Here is a 19,315-nt window from a genome sequence, read left to right as displayed (position 1 = left end):
CGATAAACATGGGTCAGCACAACCGCTGACCGCAGAGATTACTGATTCTGTCCCGGTACTTTATGAACGCCCATGGACTTGAGTTTTTTAGAGAGCTCACGACGCTCTTTTGACAGATCGGCATTTTTGATGATGTATTCATCCACGCGATCTTCATAGTCGCTGCGCATGCTGGCGATGATCTCCTGAATCGCTTCAACGCTCATGCCCGGTTTAATGTATTCGCTCAGGTTATCCAGCAGCAGCACACGTTTCTGGTTGTCACGAATTTTCTTTTCCACATCGTGAATTTCGCGCTGTAGTTTGTTCTTGCGACGGTTCATGCGCACGAACTCAAGCACGTCCTGAAATGATTGCTTTGCATTTTCCATGTTGACACCTTTCATTAGGCCTGCCTGAACAGGCGGTATTGTCGTAGCCTTCAGCTTAGCGGCTCGCCTGGGCCGATGGCAATTTTCACATTTAAATTCGGACTGTGGGACATTTTAGCGCGAAATCTTGCGCAGCCACAGCTTCGATTGTCGAAACGATTATTTACGCATGGCCAGCCGAATCAAATCCGACAGCCGTTCCAGCTGTTTCGCCAGCTCCAGGCTCAGCCAGACATAGCCATGAATCGGCGTTTCCACCAGCCGATCGCGGTCATTTTCCGCAATCAGCTGCCGCAATTCGCGCGCGATCTCCGCCAGCTCATGATGATTGGCCGCGACCCGATCGGCGTTGCCTTTAATCAACATTTCCGCCAATGCGTTAAAGGTATTTTCCGTCATCTGCTGCGTACGACGTAAGGTGGATGCATTCAGCAAAATCAGATGGCTGGCACGGGAAGACCACCAGGCATTGATTTGCAGCTCAAGGGTACAGAGAATATTGCGGTTAGTGGTTTGGATCCCTTCCAGCACCGATTTCGGAATACGCGTCTCTTTGCTGGCAGGTTCCAGCAACGAACGCATACGCACCACATCGCTTAATACCCGCTGCAAAGGTTTATCGAGATGCGGCTTATCCACCAGGTTCGGTGAAAAGCCGGCATGATAAATTTTCGCCATTGCTGACAGCGAATCAGAGAGCTTAATGCGCCAGTGAATATAGGCTTTTTGTGGCCAGATACTGGTAAACAGCAGCGCCAGCAGCGAGCCGAGAATCACGTCGCCGCTGCGCCACAGAGCCGTGGTCATGTCACCCGCTGGCGCGCCGCAGACCACCGCCAGCGTAATGCCAATCAACAGTGCCATATAAGGCCGCCTGCCCAGCGTCAGGTAGCCGCAGATAAACATCACTACCGTACACCACGCCAGCATTACCGGCAGTGAAATCAGCTCCAGCTTCAGGGCAATCAGCCCCGATATCGAGCCAAAAAAGGTGCCGCCAATCCGCTGAAGCGCGCGCGGAAAAACGTTCCCCCACGCGGAGACCGGCCCCATCACTACCACCAGCGTAATCAGCGGCCAGCTTCCCTCCGGAATTTCGCTCAGGCGCACCAGCAAGAACGTCAAAACAAAGCCCAGCGCAATGCGAACACCATGGACGATACGGTAATGTCGGTAAACGCTGAATTCAACGGTTGAAAGCGGCTTATCGGGGCGCAAGCATAGTCTCCAGGGTAATGAAAAACGGAAGGTTATCATAACCTGGCGACACCATCAGGATGAGACTTTCATCTATATTTTGCTGATTTTTAACTTCATTTTACATTAAGGAAAAGAGTGATTAACGCAGCAGATGACATATTGATACACCCGACGCGGTAGATCGCGTCAGGTGCGTACCGTTATTACCGCTCTGTGCCCGGTGCCATATGAGCCGTTACTGCCGCCTGCAAATATTGCAGCAGATCGGGCGTAAGCCAGGTCCCTTCCATCAGCTGCGGCTCCTGCTGCATCGCCTGACGGATTTTATTTTGCGTCTGTGGGTTATCGCTGGCATAAGAGCGAAACAGCGCCAGCCAGTGCGCACCGAGCGCCCGCGCCTCCTCTGCTTCCGGCGCGACGCCGCGCATCATTGCTTCGCGCAGTCGGCTAATCAACGCTGGCCACTCCTGCATGCGATCAAAGTAGTGCGCCCGTACAAAAGCGTACTCCTGTTCATCAAGATAGCGCTGGAAAATAGCCAGCTTGCTTTCCGCGAAGGCGCGCGTAACGTAATCCAGCATCGCAGGGGTGATCCCGGTTTGCTGCTGCATCGCTGGTTCATTGAGATGCATGGTGGTCAGACGCTGCAGGAAAGCGGGATTATGTGCGGTATCGCGCTCCAGCATCTGCATCCAGCGACGAGCCAGCGCCTGAGCCTCCGGCTCCTGCGGCGCAATGCCGTTGTCCTGTAGCTCCAGCAGCTTTTGTACCAGCTGCTGCCACTCCGCCTCTCGCTGCGCATCCGCCTGGTAAAAAGGCAGCTGCGTTAACTCTTCCGCCGTAAAATAGTTATCGTACATGGTCATCATCTCTAACGTTGTTAGCCAGTCCGTCAGCTCGGGTTCGCCGCCCCGGGAGAGCTGCTGATATAGCTGCCCCAGCCGCTGCCGCAGCTGTTGCATCTGTGTCAGCTGGCGATCGAGCGCCTCTATCTGTTGAGTCAGCACCTGCGGTAAAGAGAGTGCGCCATCGCTCAGCAGCGGATCGATTTCCGCCAGCGGCACGCCAAGGCGTTTCAACGCCTGAATCTGATGCAGACGACGAATATCGTCACGGTTGTACAGTCGATAGCCCGCCTCGCTGCGCGCCGACGGCACCAGCAGCCCGATGCTGTGGTAATAGTGCAGCGTACGTACCGTTACGCCCGTGCGTCGGGCCAGTTCACCTGCCTGCAATAACATGACTCTCTCCTTGCTCAACGTTAACCAAGGATAAAGGCTGACGTGGCGTCAGGGTCAAGAGGAATGACAAAGGAAAAACGTGAAAAGGAAAACAGGCGGATTTAGCATTAACAAAACACGGCAGAGGCGAGAGCTCGCCTCTGCCTGCCGGTTAAAATTTCTGCTTGAGATAATCACTGATTTTGGTCACGATACCGCCCTCTTCCACCTTATTCAATGTCATTAGCGGATAGCTGGCCAGCACCTGTTCTTTGTCGATCACCTGAATCATGCCGACCTTCTCGCCCTGTTTTAGCGGCGCTTCAAGATCTTTGCGATCGATAACATATTTCGCTTTGATGCTCTCTATCGCGCTACGCGGTACTGACAGATAAATATCCTCGGCGGCGCCTACTTCTACCTGATGCGGGTTGCCATACCACACGGTCTCTTTGCCCAGTGCTTTGCCAGCATGAAACAGCTGCACGGTATCAAAATTACTGTTGCCCCAAATCAGCAGTTTCCGCGCCTGCTCTTCACGGCCTTTAGCGCTTTTACCGCCCATGATGACGGCGATCAGCCGGTGACGGCCCTCCAGGCTGGAGGCGATCAGGTTAAAACCGGCGCTTTCGGTATGACCGGTTTTCAGGCCATCGACATGCAGGTTTTTATCCCACAGCAACCCGTTACGGTTCTGCTGAGTGATGCCGTTCCAGGTAAGCGATTTCTCGCTGTACATCTGATAGAAATCGGGCTCGCCGTTGATGATGGCGCGCGATAGCACGGCCAGATCGCGGGCGGTGGTATGCTGGCCAGGCGCATCCAGTCCGTGAACGGTTTCAAAATGGGTGTGCGTCAGCCCCAGCTTCGCCGCATAGTCATTCATCATTTTGACAAAGGCGTCCTGGCTGCCGGCAACATAATCGGCCAGCGCGACGCAGGCATCGTTGCCGGAATCGATGATCACGCCACGGCTCAGATCGCGTACCGTAACCTGTTCGCCCGGCTTGAGGAACATCAGCGAAGATCCTTTAAATACCGGATTTCCGGCGCCCCACGCATCCTGACCAATAGTCACCTTATCGTCCCGGCTGATGCGGTGCTGATCGATAGCGCGATCGACCACATAGCCGGTCATCAGCTTGGTCAGACTGGCAGGATTGCGCTGTTGATCGGCATTGCCTTCGGTCAGTATCTGCCCGGTGGTAGCGTCCATTAACACCCAGGATGCAGCATCCACCGACGGCGGCGTAAGCGGAAAAGAGATGGAAGCCGCATGGGCCTGAAATGCTAAAAACAGAAAACCGGTAAGAGTTGCAAACTGACGCCTTTTCAACGGAACACCCTCAATCAAAACATGAATTTAACCAGGGCGTTGTTGTACGGGATTAAGCGGTGATTTTTCTGAATAAATTGCAAATAATTATGTATTTAGCATCGGCCCATTTGCGGGTTATTGCGCCGTTTTTCTGCGGCATATTATTCGTCCCCATTAGCCCCTGACCTTCAATAATAAAAAAGCCACCTGACGGTGGCTCACCTGATTCACATTTGCTGAGGAAATTAGTGCGGGATTTCGGTCATTGATTTAACGTCAGAACGGTTGATCTGCTGCTCATTTCCGTTGGCGTCTTTATACTTAATCAAGCCGGTAGCATTGTCCTCTTTGGGTTTGCCATCACTGACAATTGTCCGTCCATCGTTAGTATGGATGGTGTAGTTGCTGCTGGAACATCCCGCTAATGGCAGGGCTGCGGCAAATGCAAATGCTAATAATGCTGTCTTTTTCATCATAACCTCCTGTTCAGATATTTACTCTTAATGTTTAGCACACTTTAATCATTACGCAATTTATCGCCTCTTTCTTTCCTGTGGCCTTTGTAATATTTCGAAAGCAATTAGCGCCCGGTTTTTCAGCTGCTTTGGCGACGTGTTCTATTCTTTAGTCACCGTTCCACAACAGAACACAGAGAATGATGAAACATAAAAATCGCACTATTGGTATTGCTCCCTACGGTGGATCGGCTGGCGGCTGGGGCGCGCTTAAGGCCGTTGCCGATGCATTGCGCGGACAGATGTCAGTGAAGCAGGATGTTATCGCGCTGTTTAAAGTCAACCAACCGCAAGGCTTCGACTGCCCCGGCTGCGCCTGGCCCGATCCACGTCACGCCTCATCTTTTGAGTTTTGTGAAAATGGCGCTAAAGCCGTCTCCTGGGAAGCCACCAGTAAACGCACTACGCCGGAATTTTTTGCCGCGCATACGGTAAGTGAACTGTGGCAGCGCAACGCATTTGAACTGGAGGGCGAAGGCCGCCTGACGCATCCCATGAAATATGATGCCGCCAGCGATACCTATCAGCCCATTGAGTGGGAAACTGCGTTTCGTGAAATAGGTGAGAGATTGCAAAGCTATAGCGATCCGGACAGCGTCGAATTTTACACTTCCGGGCGTGCTTCCAACGAGGCGGCTTTTCTCTATCAGCTGTTTGCGCGGGAATATGGCACCAATAACTTCCCGGACTGCTCGAACATGTGTCATGAGCCCACCAGCGTTGGCCTGCCGCAGTCGATTGGCGTCGGCAAAGGCACGGTTGAGCTGGAAGATTTCGATCATTGCGATCTGGTGCTCTGCATCGGCCATAATCCCGGCACCAATCATCCGCGTATGCTGGGAACGCTGCGCGAAGTCTCTAAACGCGGCGCGACTATTGTGGCGATTAACCCGCTGCGCGAGCGTGGGCTGGAGCGCTTTACGTCGCCGCAAAGCCCAATTGAGATGCTGTCGCTCGGCTCAACCGCGCTGGCCTCCACCTACTATAAAGTCCGTGTCGGCGGCGATGCAGCAATGTTAAAAGGCGTGATGAAAGCGCTGCTGGCGATGCATGAGCGGGCGCTAAAACAGGGCCAGCCAGGCGTTATTGATGAGGAATTTATCCGCGAACACACGGAAGGCTTTGAAGCGCTGAAGCAGGATCTGGAAGCGACCGAATGGCCGCATATCCTGAAGGTTTCCGGTATGGATTATAAGGAGATCCTGAACATTGCCCGCCTGTATGCCACATCAGAAAAAACCATTATTTGTTACGGCATGGGCATCACTCAGCATCAGTACGGCACCCAGAACGTACAGCAAATTGCTAATCTGCTGCTGATGCGCGGCAATATCGGCAAGCGTGGTGCCGGCATCTGTCCGCTGCGCGGTCATTCCAATGTACAGGGTGACCGCACCGTAGGCATTACTGAAATTCCCTCGCAGGAACTGCTCGACAGTATTGAGAAAGTGTTCGGTTTCAAGCCGCCGCAGCATCATGGTCATGGCGCAGTCGCTGCCATACAGGCAATGCGCGATGGCAAAGCAAAAGCGCTGCTCTGCCTCGGCGGTAACCTGGCGGAGGCGATGTCCGATCCCAACGTGACTTTTGACGCGATGCGTAAGTTGGATCTGGTGGTGCATATGGCCACTAAATTAAACCGTTCACATCTGCTGTTAGGCAAGCATAATTACATTTTGCCGGTACTGGGCCGTACCGAGCTGGATGTGCAGGCGTCCGGGGAACAAAGCATTACCGTAGAAGATTCCATGTCGATGGTTCATGCCTCGCGCGGTATGTTAAAGCCCGCTTCGCCCTGGCTAAAATCAGAGCCGGCAATTGTCGCGGGGCTGGCTAAGGCGACATTGCCTGATACCAAAGTCAACTGGGATCAGATGATCGGGGATTACAGCTTTATCCGCGCGGCAATTGAAGCCGTTTTCCCCGCTTTCAAAGATTACAACCGTCGTATTCTGCAGCCAGGCGGCTTCCGTCTGCGCAATGCAGCCTCCGAACGGGAATGGGACACGCCCTCAGGCCGGGCGCAGTTTAAGGTTATGGAAGGAATTAATGAGGATCCGCGCTCGCTGAAATGTCACGACCTGGTGCTGACGACGTTGCGCAGCCACGATCAGTACAACACCACGCTGTATGGCCTGAACGATCGCTATCGCGGCGTGACCGGACGGCGCGATGTGCTGTTTATCAATGCGGACGAGGCGGAAAAACGTCAGCTGCGGGTGGGCGACAGGGTAAATATCATTGCGCTGGATCCCGATGGCAAACGCACCGAGCGCCGTATGGATAATCTGACTATCGTGGTGCTGGATATGGCAGGCGGCTCAGCGGGCGCCTACTATCCGGAAGCCAACGTGATGGTCCCACTTGACAGCCATGATACCGCCAGCGGCATCCCGGCATATAAAAGCATTCCCATTGAGATGGAACCCTGCGCGGTGCCGGTAGAAACATCCGGCGCTCTGCGCTGATTAAACGACTAAGTGATAAAAAGCCTCCGCTATTATCGGGGGCTTTAATATTTCAGAAGGCATCAACATATTATGTCGCCAGCGATCGTCTTGCGAATAGCTTGTATTTAATGTCGATAAGCATAAAGCGCGTCTCGGCCAGGATGCTGGAATATACCCTGCATGCAGCAAAATAATTTATATCTGGTTGTTAACGATATGAGTAACCTTTTCAACTAAAAACAGATTAAAAAAACCATTATCAGGTTATTATCTCTTTTCGTGGCGTGTGAAATTATTTACCTATGAGGCTCGGCGGGTTTTCTGTGACAAAAGGCGCGCTGTTTTATATTAATGAGCACGGCGAACTGATTTGCCGCGACCCACTGGCGTTTAAGTTTGACGGGGCGCAGGATATTATCCGTGAATATAACCGATCGGTTGCTCGCCGCGACTACAGCAAACGGGGCGGTAAACCGCACCCTACTGCGTTACCTGCCCGGCGAACGAAAAAACAGCCCGCGCCGTTCAGCACTATCAACAGCAAAGCCGCCGGAAGACTGCTGGCGACAGGCGGGATTTATCATCAGAACCCAGAAATGTTTGCTGATACCGTACGTAAGCCAGGCGGAGATGCCACGAAAGGATTTGACCAGGTGCTAAATGAGCAGACTGCAGGATCGCTAATTGCATTAAGTGCTTTGTTTACTGCTGCCCGGACTGGAGTACACCCGGGCTCTATTATCGAATTAAAAAACTGGAAAGCTATCTGGGACGCTATAAAGGAAACCGAATGTTACTGCAAATCATTGATGTGGTAAAAATCAATTATGTCAAAAGAAGCAGCGCGGTTCAGAGAACGTTAAGGAATTCATTCAATAATAGTGTCAGACGAGAATTTGCAAAAAACATTGCCGAGCATCCAGATATTATTAACCGTTTGGATGCACCACAACGAAAGATCCTACGGACTGGACAGATACCAAATGGGTTTAGTGTCCATCATAAGCTTCCTCTGGACGATAACGGAACAAACGATTTTTCGAACCTGATATTAATCAGAAATAAAATATAACATTCTATTTTTACAACTACTCAAAATGCCATCAGCCGTGGCCTGGCACCAGGCGACCGTAAAACAGTTTTATGGCCAGTTCCTAAGGGAGTAATTTATCCATGAAGGAAAAATTGAGCGGGTTAGCATTAGCTGGACATGAGTTTACTTTTTTGAGTAAAAACATGGGTTATGAGATTAGTCCTCCTTATACGGGTAAGATCCCCTCACACGATTTTGGTCGAGGAATTGCAGCGCAGCAGGCCAAATTTTGGCAGCAATATGGCGTATTATTATGCATTAGTAATGGATTATTCGCTGATGGTCATATTTTCTACGGCCTGACGACCGATGGCGATGAACCCGGATTACTCAAATTTAATGATGTGTTGAATACACAAGGTTTCGAATGCGAGGGCATGCAGGGGCGCATTGTTATTGGCAGTAATAATACCGATACGCTTTATTACGACACCGCCACTGAGCGATGGGGATCCTGTGATCGCATCGGTACTGAAAAAGTATGGGAAACCTGCGAAACTCTGGCAAAATTAATAGAAACTCAACGCGCTATGTTGAGAGAGAACCACCCAAACTTATAGGTAAAAAGAGCGCCAAACTACGCGCCTCAACAGCATCGCTATCTGGCGGTTCTGATGAACCGGAATATGGTTTACCATGTAACGAACATTACCACTCAGCAGTCAATGGATAACATTTTGGCCAACGAACGCGCGCAACCGACCTTTCTCTTTCATGACTATGAAACCTTTGGTAAAAGCCCGGCGCTGGATCGACCAGCGCAGTTTGCCGGCATCCGCACCGATATGGATTTCAATATTATTGGCGAGCCGGAAGTGTTTTATTGCCAGCCCGCCGATGATTACCTGCCGCAGCCGGAAGCGGTAATGATCACCGGGATTACGCCGCAGCTGGCGCGGGCGCGCGGCGTTAAGGAAGCGGAATTCGCCCGGCGTATTCATGAGATTTTCACCGTCGAAAATACCTGCGTGGTGGGCTATAACAACGTGCGCTTCGATGATGAAGTCACGCGCAATCTCTTCTATCGCAATTTCTACGATCCCTATGCCTGGAGCTGGCAGAACGGTAATTCGCGCTGGGATCTGCTGGATGTGATGCGCGCCTGCTATGCGCTGCGTCCGGAAGGTATTGTCTGGCCAGAAAATGAGGATGGATTACCGAGCTTTAAACTGGAGCAGCTAACGCAGGCCAACGGCGTGGAACACACTCAGGCGCACGATGCGATGTCAGATGTTTATGCCACCATTGCTATGGCGAAGCTGGTGAAAACCAAACAGCCGAAGCTGTTTGATTTCCTCTTCAGCCATCGCACAAAGCAGAAAATCAATACGCTGATTGATATTCCACAGATGAAACCGCTGATGCATATCTCTGGCATGTTCGGCGCACTGCGCGGGAATACCAGCTGGATTGCGCCGCTGGCCTGGCACCCGGAAAATCGCAATGCCCTGATCGTTTGCGATCTGGCGGGTGATATCACGCCGCTGCTGGAGCTGGATGCCGACGCACTACGCGAACGCCTCTACACTCCGCGTCAGCAGCTGGGTGATGCTGCTGCGGTGCCGATTAAACTGGTGCATATCAATAAATGTCCGGTGCTGGCACCTGCTAACACGCTGCGCCCGGAAGATGCCAGTCGGCTTGGCATCGATCGCCAGCACTGCCTGAATAATCTGGCGGTGCTGCGCCAGCATGCAGAGATCCGTGAAAAAGTGGTTGCCCTGTATGCCGAGGCGGAGCCTTTTACCCCTTCGCCGGATGTTGATGCCCAGCTCTATAACGGCTTTTTCAGCGATGCCGACAAAGCGGCAATGAACATTATTCAGCAAACGGCACCCGCTAACCTGCCGGCGCTCGATCTGACCTTTAACGATGCACGCATCGCCCCGCTGCTGTTTCGCTATCGTGCACGTAATTTCCCGGGCACGCTCGATGACAGCGAGCAGCAGCGCTGGCTGCAGCACCGCCGCGAAGCCTTAAACAGCGAACGCATTGAATCTTTCCTGCTGGAGCTGGAGTCGCTGGCTAACCTACACGACGGCGATAATGAGAAGTTAACGCAACTGAAAGCGCTGTATGACTACGCGCGTGAACTGGTCTCATAAAAAAGCCGTCCTGCGGGACGGCTTTTTGTCTTGCGCAAGGCATCAGAAGCGCAGTGAAGCGCCAATATATGGGCCGTCAGCCAGCACGTTATCTTTGCGATCGCCTTTGTTGTTCATTTCGGCATATTTATAGCCAACCCGCACGTTCAGCAGCGAAATCGGTGTAAAGCTGATGCCGCCAGAGGCTTCCTGATAGCTGTCGAGATGATCGGTAAAGGATTCCGGTGAATAGTAATATTCGCCGTACAGGCCGATCATCTTCGTGACCGGCAGGCTGATACCAGCGCCTACGGCGGCGGCAAAGCCACTTTTACCATCTTCCGGATCGATCCACATGGCTTTGATGCCAGGCGTCAGGAAAACAGAACCAATTTCCACGTTATAACCCAGACGCAGGCCCGAAACGTTGCCGTCATGATCGCTGCGCATCCAGTTGCCGGACAGGCTCAGGCCAGGGGAAGTGGTTCCCAGTCCAACGTTCAGGTTGGTGTAATGTTCACCCACATCAACGCTGCCTTCGATAGCCTGCGCTGCTCCCGTTGCCAGCATCAGCGCAAGACCGCTGCTTACCACTACTTTTTTAAACATTGCCAACTCCATTGATTCAGGCAGATATTGCTGGCGCAGGGTAACCAGGCATGCGACCGGTTACAAGGGATTTTGTCTGAGTCCCTCCGCCCTGAAGGCCGCCCCGCATCGCGCTTGCGCCAGACTATCGCGCAACGCCATTCGATAGTCAGCCACAAAAAAGGCCAGACAGTGGTCTGGCCTTAACATTTTGATGCCGGTAGCGATTAATCGCGGCGAATCAGAGTGATTCTTCGCTGTACTGCGGCACCGGATTACGGAAGCTGCGGGTGACGACGGCGAGATAAATAATCCCGACCGCAGCCCAAATCAGCCCCAGCACCATTGAACTCTCTTCGAGGTTCACCCAAAGCGCGCCTACTGTCAGCGCACCGCACAGCGGCAGCAGCAGGAAGTTGATATTGTCCTTCAGCGTATAACGGCGCTTTTCACGGAGCCAGAACTGCGCGATGACCGACAGGTTTACGAAGGTAAAGGCAACCAGCGCACCAAAGTTAATCAGCGCCGTGGCCGTTACCAGGTCAAAGCGGATCGCCAGTAGCGCGATAGCGCCAACCAGCAGCACGTTCAGTGCCGGGGTACGCCACCTGGGATGTACGTAGCCGAAGAAACGCTCCGGGAACACGCCGTCGCGCCCCATCACGTACATCAGACGGCTTACGCCCGCGTGCGCCGCCATACCGGAAGCCAGCACCGTAATGCAGGAGAAAATCAGGATGCCGAACTGGAAGGTTTTACCCGCCACGTAAAGCATGATCTCCGGCTGCGAGGCGTCAGGATCTTTAAAGCGCGAAATGTCCGGGAAATAGAGCTGCAAGAAGTAAGAGACCACGATAAAGATGATGCCGCCTACCAGCGCCGTCAGGAAAATTGCTTTCGGGATCACGCGCTCTGCATCTTTGGTCTCTTCTGAAAGCGAGCTGATACCGTCAAAGCCCAGGAACGAGAAGCAAAGAATAGTCGCACCGGTGATCATCGGCACCACATGAGCATTCTCCGACCAGAACGGACGGCTGCTCACCAGCGTGCCCGCGCCTTCACCGTGCGCAACGCCGTAAATCACCATCGCCATCAGCGCGATTATTACCGCGACCTGCAGCACCACAATCAGGCTGTTGAAGTTTGCTACGGTTTTGATGCCGCGCAGGTTCGTCAACGTCATAAAGCCCACCAGCAGCACGACGAAAATCCATGAAGGCAGATCCGGCACCAGCGCTTCAAAATAAATTTTCGCCAGCAGGATGTTGATCATCGGCATAAACAGATAATCAAGCAGCGATGACCAGCCAACCATAAAGCCAACGTGCGGGCTAATGGTTTTCTGCGCATAGGTGTATGCGGAACCCGCCGATGGGAAGCGGCGTACCAGCTTACCGTAGCTCAGCGCAGTAAACAGAATGGCAATCAACGCAAAAGCGTAAGCGGTGGCAACGTGACCCTCAGTCAGGCCGGATACGATACCGAACGTATCGAACAGCGTCATCGGCTGCATATAGGCCAGACCAATCATCACCACCGGTAATAAGGTCAGTGTTTTTTTCAGCTGCGTGCGCGGCTGTGCGGTATGCGTATTATGCGTCATGGTTTAGTCCCCCCATAGCGGCGGCCTGATTGAGGCGGACCACAGGGAAACTTCGCGCTATGCGAGAAAGAGTCTTCAGAGGCGTGAGGGAAGAAGCGTTGGCAAGGCTGCCGGTTGCGCCATAATCATCACGGAGTCGAACACCAGCGAAAGCCAGTGAGAAGTTAACGAGTTGCCCCATCTTGTTTTCCTTTAAACCACACGGTGAACGTGTTACGTGTATCTATCCGGCACGTAGGCCGGCCTCTTTTATGAATGAGCCTGATTAAATGCAAAAAAATAACCGACGCCTGAAGCGCCGGTTATCTGTCTATTTTGCAGGGCGCATATTCTGCACTACCCGGAGGGAGGATGACAAGATGTTGAGACCTTCAGATACAATTTCTTTTTCAGCCGTTAGGGGAATAAGAAAACGAATTACATTGGCGCGCACGCCACACGCCAGCAGCACCAGCCCCTGACGTCCCGCTTCCTGCACCAGCGCCTGGGTCAGCGCCTTCGCCGGACGCTGCGCATCGCCCTCTTCCACCAGTTCCATGGCGATCATCGCCCCCAGATGACGGATATCGCCGATACAGTCATACTGCGCCGCCAGCTGCTGCAGAAAGGCTACTACCTGCTCGCCCTGCTGCTGCGCACGCAGGTTAAGCTGCTCGCGTTCAATGATCTCCACCACCGCCAGCGCCGCAGCAACCCCCATTGGCGAACCGGCATAGGTGCCACCCAGCCCGCCCGCCTGCGCTTTTTGCATCAGTGAAGCACGACCCACCACCGCCGACAGCGGGAAACCGCCAGCCAGGCTTTTCGCCATGGTGATTAAGTCAGGCTCCACGCCACTGTGTTCGATGGCAAAGGTTTTGCCGGTACGACAGAAGCCGCTCTGGATCTCATCAGCGATCAGCACAATGCCATGCTCATCGCAAAGATGACGCAGCTGGCGCATAAAGTTGGGCGATGCGGCATAAAAGCCGCCCTCGCCCTGTACGGGTTCAATAATAATGGCCGCCACATCATCCGGAGAAACGTCGGCCGCAAAAATCCCCTGCAGCGCGCCCAGCGCCTGGCTTTCACTGATGCCTAAATAGCTGATGGGATAAGGCGCATGGAAGATACCGCCCGGAAAAGGACCGTAGCCTTTTTTATAGGGCTGCACTTTACCGGTCAGCGCCATGCCCAATAGCGTGCGCCCATGAAAACCGCCGCGAAAAGCGATTATCCCGGCGCGACCGGTGGCGATACGCGCTACCTTGATGGCGTTTTCCACGGCTTCCGCGCCGGTTGACATCAGCAGCGTTTGCGTGGGTTCGGCAATCGGCACCAGCGCATTCAGCTTCTCCGCCAGCTCGACATAGCTGCCGTAAGGCGTAACCTGAAAGCAGGGATGGGTAAAGCATTCCAGCTGCGCCTGTACCGCGCGCATAACGTCCGGATGATTATGACCGGTGTTTAATACCGCAATGCCCGAGGCAAAATCGATATAGCGCCGCCCTTCCACATCCCACAGCTCCGCGTTGCGCGCTTTAGCGATATAGACCTGAAGAGCGTTCCCCACGCCGGGCGTAACCGCTGCCTCGCGCCGCGCCTGCCACTGTTGATTGGTTTGCATCACCACCACCTCAGGCGTTTTTTAACATCCAGTCAATTTCAGTTGCGGTAATCAGCCGTTCAAACTGCATCAGCTCATGATGTTTGCAGCAGTGCCAGACAAAGCTAAAGCGTTCGCCCAACAGATCCTGCAGCGTGCGGCTACGGGCAAACAGATCCAGTGCTTCGCTCTGCCGCACCGGGAGCGGCGTGCCCACTGCTTCATGACCGTTGCCGGTCACCGCTGCCGGAAGCGGCAGTGCATTATCCAGCCCGTGCAGAATGCCAGCGAAAATCGCTGACATCACCAGCCAGGGATTGGCATCAGCGCCGGCAACGCGATATTCAACGCGGCGGTTTTCAATGTCGCCACAGGGAATGCGCAGCGCGACGGTGCGGTTGTTATGTCCCCATGACGCCTGCAGCGGTACCCAGGATTCCGGGCAGAAGCGGCGGTAAGCATTCACGTTGGGTGCCAGCAGCGCCATCGAGGCAGGCATCAGATCGATCATCCCGGCCAGCGCCCGCTTCAGCAGTGGCGAATCGCTGCCGTCATCGCAGGCAAAGGCGTTATGGTCGGCAGCGTCCAGCATGCTGACATGCACATGCATACCGCTGCCCGCATACTCTTCATAAGGTTTCGCCATAAAGGTGGCGGTCATGCCGTGGTTTTCCGCCACCTGGCGAATCAGGCGTTTGAGCTGAAGCGCATGATCGCAGGCGCTCAGCACGTTGCGCGTATGCCGCAGATTGATTTCAAACTGGCCCGGCGAGGCTTCCGCCAGCGCGCCATCGCCAGGAATGCCCTGCAGCTGCGCCAGCCGGTCAATATCCCCCAGAACCTGGGCGAAATGGTCAAGATTATCCACGGAATAGACCTGGCTTTGCATGCTGCGCTCATCGCTGCCGGGCGTACAGGGCGGTTGAATAAAACCGTCGTGGTCGCGTTGTTTATCGACCAGATAGAACTCCAGCTCTACCGCTACCACCGGAAACAGTCCCCGGTTGCGCAAGCGCTGCCAGAGATTGTTTAAAACATTACGGGGTTCAACGTCAAAGGGAGTGCCATCTTGATTACGCATGGTCAGCAGCAGTTGTGCTATGCGGTCGGGATCGGAAGCGGAAGGAACCAGCGTGCCCTCAACAGGCGTACAGATATTATCCGGCTCGCCCAGCGCCTGGCCTAAACCAGCCTGCTCGACGGTATTGCCCAGAATATCCATCGCAAACACGGAGGCCGGAAAGTAACACCCCTTTTCCAGTTTCGCCAGGCTGCCTATCGGGATACGTTTACCGCGAAAAATACCGTTCAGATCATTGAGGAGAATGTCGACATATTGCGTTTCAGGATGGCGTTCCAGATAGGTTTTTACCTCATTCTGGAACGCGCTGGTTCGCATCTCTTCACTATGTCTTGTGAAGTCTTCTACTTCTACCAGGTTTGTCATGATCCCACCCGCCATTTACCGTTTTAGAAGGGTTGTGCGTACTGCTCAAAATAACGGCCATATTTAGAACATAGTCATAAGACAAAAAGTGTGCAAATGTTACAGAGTGGTTTGAATATTGAACAAAGCCTGTCTAGATTGTAAACAGACAGGCAGGTCATAAAAAGCCTGTACGCGCTTAACCCGCCCGCCAGCGCCCCGCAAGGAGGTCAGGAAACAGCATAGGCTCTAAGCGGTTTTGTCAGAAATAATTGCCAGCCGGAGACCAATGATGTGGAAAGAATAATAGACAATCCGCTTATCGGCGTAGTGATGTGCCACACAGTAAAGGATGGGCATCCAGGCTGGGTTCTCTATCAAAAATATCTCGATGCGATTATGGATGCCGGCGGTGTGGTTATCGCGCTGCCCCACCGGCCAGGGCTGGGCGAGATAATCTCTCAGCGTACGCTGCCGTTGTTTGACGGCCTGCTATTGCCGGGCAGTCCCAGCAATATTGAACCCTGGCGCTATGGCGCGGCAGGTGAAGAAGAAGAGAGCGATCCGGGGCGTGACGAACTGGCGATGCAGCTGATCCCACAGGCGCTGGCGCTGCGGCTGCCGTTGTTGGCCATTTGCCGCGGCATGCAGGAGCTGGCTGTAGCCGCAGGCGGCACGCTCAACCGTCAGTTGCCGGATGAAAAGGTGCTGCATTATGCCGACACTGACGCACCGCTGGCCGAGCAGTATGCGCCAGCGCATCATATTGCGCTAACGCCAGACGGCCAGCTGGCACGTCTGCTGGGCAGCGCCGCACCGCTACAGGTTAATTCGCTGCATAAACAGGGCATCAAAGATCCGGGCCCACGGTTATGGCCGGAGGCGATCGCAGAGGATGGCGTGATTGAAGCGGTCTCTGTTCCCGAACACCCGTTTGCCATTGGCGTACAGTGGCATCCGGAGTGGCAACACCAGCATTCCTGCGCCTCATCCCGGCTGTTTGAGGCATTTATCAGCGCCTGTCATCAATATCGCAAGGAAAAACGGCTATGAACGAAGCCACTCTCGCCCCCGGACGACGTCTGTCTCAAATCCGGCAAGAGTTAGGTTTGTCGCAGCGGCGCGTTGCTGAGCTCGCCGGGCTGACCCACAGTGCCATCAGCACCATTGAACAGGATAAAGTCAGCCCTGCTGTCAGTACGCTGCAAAAGCTGCTGACGGTTTACGGGCTGTCGCTGTCAGAATTTTTTTCAGAGGCGGTAAAAAATAGCCCGCCGAAAATGGTGATTGAGCAGGATGAGCTGATCGATATTGGCAGCCAGGGCGTCTCCCTGAAGCTTATCCATAACGGCAGCCTCCGCCATAATCTGGCAATGCTGCTGGAAACCTACCAGCCAGGTGCCACGACCGGTGAAAAAATTCGTCATCCCGGCGAGGAAACCGGCACGCTGCTGGAGGGTGAAATCACGCTGACTATTAACGGGCAGCGCTACCAGCTGCATGCCGGGCAAAGTTATATTATTGATACCGGTCAGCCGCACAGTTTTAGTAATACCTCGAATCGGGTCTGTCGTATTGTCAGCGCCCATACGCCCGCTAACTTCTGAGAGCCAGAGGAGACCGCCGTGAATCATGTGGATAGCTATTACGCCGCAACGGCTAATTCGCATCAGCCCTGGCCGCAGCTGGATGGCTCGGTACAGTGCGATGTGTGTATTATCGGTGCCGGATTTACCGGTCTCTCTTCGGCGCTGTTTTTAACCGAGGCGGGCTATGAGGTGGTAGTGCTGGAGGCGGAGAGCGTCGGCTACGGTGCCAGCGGGCGCAACGGCGGACAAGTGGTGAACTCTTACAGCCGCGATATTGATGTGATTGAGCAGCGCTACGGCACCGACGCGGCGCGCATGCTGGGCAGTATGATGTTCGAGGGTGCCGATATTATTCGCGATCGCATCGACCGCTACGCCATTGACTGCGATTACCGACCCGGCGGCATTTTCGCCGCGCTGAATGCGCGTCAGATGCAGCATCTGCGCACGCAGCAGCAGCTATGGGAGCGCTACGGCAACCATCAGCTTGAGCTACTGGATGAGCGCGGCATCCGACGCGCCATTGGCACCGAGCGTTATGTCGGTGGGCTGCTGGATCGGCGCGGCGGCCATCTGCATCCGTTAAACCTGGCGCTGGGCGAAGCAGAAGCGATACGTCGTCACGGCGGCCGGATTTATGAACAGTCGGCGGTGGAAAAAGTAACCTACGGCACGCCCAATATCGTTAAAACCGCACGTGGCGACGTCAGCGCTAAATTTGTGATTTTTGCCGGTAACGCCTATCTGGCACCGGAGCTGGAGCCGCGTTTGAGCCGTAAAAGCATGCCCTGCGGCTCACAGATTGTCACCACCGAACCGCTTAGCGTGGATCAGGCGCTGGCGCTGCTGCCGGACAATTACTGCGTTGAGGATTGTAATTATCTGCTGGACTATTTCCGCTTAACCGTCGACAACCGCCTGCTGTACGGCGGCGGCGTAATTTATGGCGCACGTGAACCGCAGGATATCGCCGCGCTGATCCGTCCGAAGCTGCTGAAAACCTTTCCTCAGTTGCAAAACGTTAAGCTAAGCCACTGCTGGAGCGGCAACTTTTTACTGACGCTGTCGCGGATGCCGCAGCTGGGACGGCTGGATAAGCAGGTTTATTACATTCAGGGCGACAGTGGACACGGTGTTACCTTTACCCATCTGGCGGGCAAGCTGGTGGCGGAAACGCTACGCGGCGACGCCGAACGCTTTGACGCATTCGCCCGCCTGCCGCATCTGCCCTTCCCCGGCGGTCGACGTTTTAAAGTGCCGCTGACCGCCGTCGGTGCCGCCTGGTATGCACTGCGCGATCGGCTTGGTGTCTAATTGCCGCTGCGTTAACCCAACGGCATGGTGGCCGGATCGGGGTAACGATACTCAAATCCCAGTTCGTCGCAAATTTTACTGCCATCGACAATTTTGCCTTGTTTATTACCGGCAGCGGCAAAGGTTGGCGGCGTTAATCCCAGCTGCTGGGCGGCTGCGCGATAGAATTGCTCACGGGCCGGATGCGCCGGAGCGCTAAGGTTATAGATATGGCCGCCTTTTGGCGTTTGCAGCAGCAGCGTAATTGCCGCTACCACATCATCCACATGCACCAGATTCACGCCAAGTTCACCATCCGGCACATCAGTTTTACCAGCAAGAAAGCGTCCCGGATGACGCTGCGGCCCGACCAGACCGGCCAGCCGCAAAATATCGACCGAGGTACCCGGCAGATCGTGCAGCCAGTTTTCCAGCTCCGCCAGTGTCTTTCCGGCAACGGTAACCGGCTGCAACGGGCTATGCTCTTTCATCACGCCCGCGCCGTTGCCGTAAACTGAGGTGGAACTGGTAAAGATAATGCGCGGCACGTTAAACGCCAGCGCGCTGTCGACCAGGTTTTGCACCGCACGCTGATAATTTTCGCCGCCCTCTGCCGTACGGCTGGCTGGCAAGGTCACCACCAGCGCATCTACCGACAGCAGCGCCTCCAGCTCATCGGCATCGCACGCCAGTTCCGGGGTCAGCCGCAGCTCACAGCAGGCGATCCCGCACATGCGCGCCGCCTCGACGCCATCCGGCGTGGTTTTGCTGCCGCTCACCTGCCAGCCGCGCGCCGTTAACGCCGTTGCCAGCGGCATACCCAGCCATCCCAGACCTACAATCGCGACCTTTTTCATTTCTGCTCCTGCCCCTTCAGCTTGATTAACAATAAGGCTACGTCACGCCTTCGCGCGTGACAATCTTCGCACAAAAAGAGATTTCTCTGCCTGGCGAAAAAACGGTTGCCAATGCGCGCTATC

Annotated in this window: 17 protein-coding genes; 7 read left to right on the top strand and 10 right to left on the bottom strand. The window is 54.3% G+C overall.

Annotated features, from left to right (window positions below):
- Positions 1-38 precede the first annotated feature (38 nt).
- The 5 genes from ACQE3Y_RS02855 to ACQE3Y_RS02835 form a co-directional block, all read right to left on the bottom strand.
- Entirely contained in the window at positions 39-371 is a 333-nt protein-coding gene (locus ACQE3Y_RS02855) for a DUF496 family protein (RefSeq protein WP_085072333.1), read from the bottom strand.
- 159 nt (positions 372-530) lie between these two features.
- Positions 531-1,589: an FUSC family protein gene (locus ACQE3Y_RS02850; RefSeq protein WP_426980821.1), complete on the bottom strand. Its 1,059-nt coding sequence runs from the start codon at positions 1,587-1,589 to the stop codon at positions 531-533.
- A 185-nt stretch (positions 1,590-1,774) separates the two neighbouring features.
- Positions 1,775-2,812 carry a MerR family transcriptional regulator gene (locus ACQE3Y_RS02845; protein ID WP_426972075.1) on the bottom strand — a complete coding sequence of 346 codons (1,038 nt, stop codon included), beginning with the start codon at positions 2,810-2,812 and terminating at the stop codon, positions 1,775-1,777.
- A gap of 151 nt (positions 2,813-2,963) precedes the next feature.
- Positions 2,964-4,127, bottom strand: coding sequence for a serine-type D-Ala-D-Ala carboxypeptidase DacD (gene dacD / locus ACQE3Y_RS02840; protein WP_426980820.1), 1,164 nt, complete (start codon positions 4,125-4,127; stop codon positions 2,964-2,966).
- Positions 4,128-4,354: 227 nt separating this feature from the next.
- The gene (locus tag ACQE3Y_RS02835; RefSeq protein WP_085071223.1) at positions 4,355-4,582 is read right to left on the bottom strand and encodes a YgdI/YgdR family lipoprotein; all 228 of its coding nucleotides are present in this window, start codon (positions 4,580-4,582) and stop codon (positions 4,355-4,357) included.
- 185 nt (positions 4,583-4,767) lie between these two features.
- On the opposite strand from ACQE3Y_RS02835, the gene ACQE3Y_RS02830 reads away from it, so the two are divergent.
- The 4 genes from ACQE3Y_RS02830 to sbcB all read left to right on the top strand — a co-directional run bounded on the left by ACQE3Y_RS02830 (position 4,768) and on the right by sbcB (position 10,272).
- Positions 4,768-7,092, top strand: a complete 2,325-nt coding sequence (locus ACQE3Y_RS02830) for an FdhF/YdeP family oxidoreductase (RefSeq protein ID WP_426973039.1) — start codon at positions 4,768-4,770, stop codon at positions 7,090-7,092.
- Positions 7,093-7,397: 305 nt separating this feature from the next.
- Positions 7,398-7,892 (top strand): hypothetical protein, encoded by a 495-nt coding sequence (locus ACQE3Y_RS02825; protein ID WP_426972073.1) that lies wholly within the window; start codon positions 7,398-7,400, stop codon positions 7,890-7,892.
- A gap of 355 nt (positions 7,893-8,247) precedes the next feature.
- Complete coding sequence (locus ACQE3Y_RS02820) at positions 8,248-8,727, top strand: YrhA family protein (protein ID WP_426980819.1); 480 nt, start codon at positions 8,248-8,250, stop codon at positions 8,725-8,727.
- Between the two features lie 105 nt (positions 8,728-8,832).
- Positions 8,833-10,272 (top strand): exodeoxyribonuclease I, encoded by a 1,440-nt coding sequence (gene sbcB / locus ACQE3Y_RS02815; protein WP_426980932.1) that lies wholly within the window; start codon positions 8,833-8,835, stop codon positions 10,270-10,272.
- Between the two features lie 42 nt (positions 10,273-10,314).
- Here sbcB and ACQE3Y_RS02810 read toward each other — a convergent pair whose 3' ends face one another.
- The 4 genes from ACQE3Y_RS02810 to ACQE3Y_RS02795 form a co-directional block, all read right to left on the bottom strand.
- Complete coding sequence (locus ACQE3Y_RS02810) at positions 10,315-10,860, bottom strand: YfaZ family outer membrane protein (protein ID WP_426972071.1); 546 nt, start codon at positions 10,858-10,860, stop codon at positions 10,315-10,317.
- Between the two features lie 220 nt (positions 10,861-11,080).
- Complete coding sequence (locus tag ACQE3Y_RS02805) at positions 11,081-12,442, bottom strand: APC family permease (RefSeq protein WP_426972070.1); 1,362 nt, start codon at positions 12,440-12,442, stop codon at positions 11,081-11,083.
- 310 nt (positions 12,443-12,752) lie between these two features.
- Complete coding sequence (gabT, locus tag ACQE3Y_RS02800; RefSeq protein WP_426980818.1) at positions 12,753-14,048, bottom strand: 4-aminobutyrate--2-oxoglutarate transaminase; 1,296 nt, start codon at positions 14,046-14,048, stop codon at positions 12,753-12,755.
- Positions 14,049-14,058: 10 nt separating this feature from the next.
- Positions 14,059-15,474, bottom strand: a complete 1,416-nt coding sequence (locus ACQE3Y_RS02795) for a glutamine synthetase family protein (RefSeq protein WP_426972067.1) — start codon at positions 15,472-15,474, stop codon at positions 14,059-14,061.
- Positions 15,475-15,747: 273 nt separating this feature from the next.
- Here ACQE3Y_RS02795 and puuD point away from each other — a divergent pair, with 273 nt between their 5' ends.
- The 3 genes from puuD to ACQE3Y_RS02780 are packed head-to-tail and all read left to right on the top strand — an operon-like array spanning position 15,748 to position 18,356.
- Positions 15,748-16,506 (top strand): gamma-glutamyl-gamma-aminobutyrate hydrolase, encoded by a 759-nt coding sequence (puuD, locus tag ACQE3Y_RS02790; protein ID WP_426972066.1) that lies wholly within the window; start codon positions 15,748-15,750, stop codon positions 16,504-16,506.
- A complete protein-coding gene (gene puuR, locus ACQE3Y_RS02785) occupies positions 16,503-17,060 on the top strand; it encodes an HTH-type transcriptional regulator PuuR (RefSeq protein WP_426972065.1) in 558 nt (185 codons plus the stop codon). Before puuD ends, puuR begins: the two co-directional genes overlap by 4 nt.
- A gap of 18 nt (positions 17,061-17,078) precedes the next feature.
- Positions 17,079-18,356 (top strand): NAD(P)/FAD-dependent oxidoreductase, encoded by a 1,278-nt coding sequence (locus ACQE3Y_RS02780; protein ID WP_426980817.1) that lies wholly within the window; start codon positions 17,079-17,081, stop codon positions 18,354-18,356.
- An 11-nt stretch (positions 18,357-18,367) separates the two neighbouring features.
- On the opposite strand, the gene ACQE3Y_RS02775 is transcribed toward ACQE3Y_RS02780, so the two are convergent.
- The gene (locus tag ACQE3Y_RS02775) at positions 18,368-19,192 is read right to left on the bottom strand and encodes an SDR family oxidoreductase (RefSeq protein ID WP_426980815.1); all 825 of its coding nucleotides are present in this window, start codon (positions 19,190-19,192) and stop codon (positions 18,368-18,370) included.
- Between the last annotated feature and the right edge of the window lie 123 nt (positions 19,193-19,315).

Origin of the sequence: Pantoea sp. FN0305 (genome assembly GCF_050113845.1) — a bacterium.
GTDB classification, from domain to species: Bacteria; Pseudomonadota; Gammaproteobacteria; order Enterobacterales; family Enterobacteriaceae; genus Mixta; species Mixta alhagi.
The sequence above is the reverse complement of the archived record's forward strand: the minus strand, read 5'-3'. Positions and strand labels throughout refer to the sequence as shown.

Bases quoted from the DNA above. Each gene is read 5' to 3' on its own strand.
- ACQE3Y_RS02855 (WP_085072333.1), bottom strand. From the start codon at position 371: ATGGAAAATGCAAAGCAATCATTTCAGGACGTGCTTGAGTTCGTGCGC.
- ACQE3Y_RS02845 (WP_426972075.1), bottom strand. From the start codon at position 2,812: ATGTTATTGCAGGCAGGTGAACTGGCCCGACGCACGGGCGTAACGGTA.
- ACQE3Y_RS02835 (WP_085071223.1), bottom strand. From the start codon at position 4,582: ATGAAAAAGACAGCATTATTAGCATTTGCATTTGCCGCAGCCCTGCCA.
- ACQE3Y_RS02830 (WP_426973039.1), top strand. From the start codon at position 4,768: ATGAAACATAAAAATCGCACTATTGGTATTGCTCCCTACGGTGGATCG.
- ACQE3Y_RS02820 (WP_426980819.1), top strand. From the start codon at position 8,248: ATGAAGGAAAAATTGAGCGGGTTAGCATTAGCTGGACATGAGTTTACT.
- sbcB (WP_426980932.1), top strand. From the start codon at position 8,833: ATGGATAACATTTTGGCCAACGAACGCGCGCAACCGACCTTTCTCTTT.
- ACQE3Y_RS02810 (WP_426972071.1), bottom strand. From the start codon at position 10,860: ATGTTTAAAAAAGTAGTGGTAAGCAGCGGTCTTGCGCTGATGCTGGCA.
- ACQE3Y_RS02805 (WP_426972070.1), bottom strand. From the start codon at position 12,442: ATGACGCATAATACGCATACCGCACAGCCGCGCACGCAGCTGAAAAAA.
- gabT (WP_426980818.1), bottom strand. From the start codon at position 14,048: ATGCAAACCAATCAACAGTGGCAGGCGCGGCGCGAGGCAGCGGTTACG.
- ACQE3Y_RS02795 (WP_426972067.1), bottom strand. From the start codon at position 15,474: ATGACAAACCTGGTAGAAGTAGAAGACTTCACAAGACATAGTGAAGAG.
- puuR (WP_426972065.1), top strand. From the start codon at position 16,503: ATGAACGAAGCCACTCTCGCCCCCGGACGACGTCTGTCTCAAATCCGG.
- ACQE3Y_RS02775 (WP_426980815.1), bottom strand. From the start codon at position 19,192: ATGAAAAAGGTCGCGATTGTAGGTCTGGGATGGCTGGGTATGCCGCTG.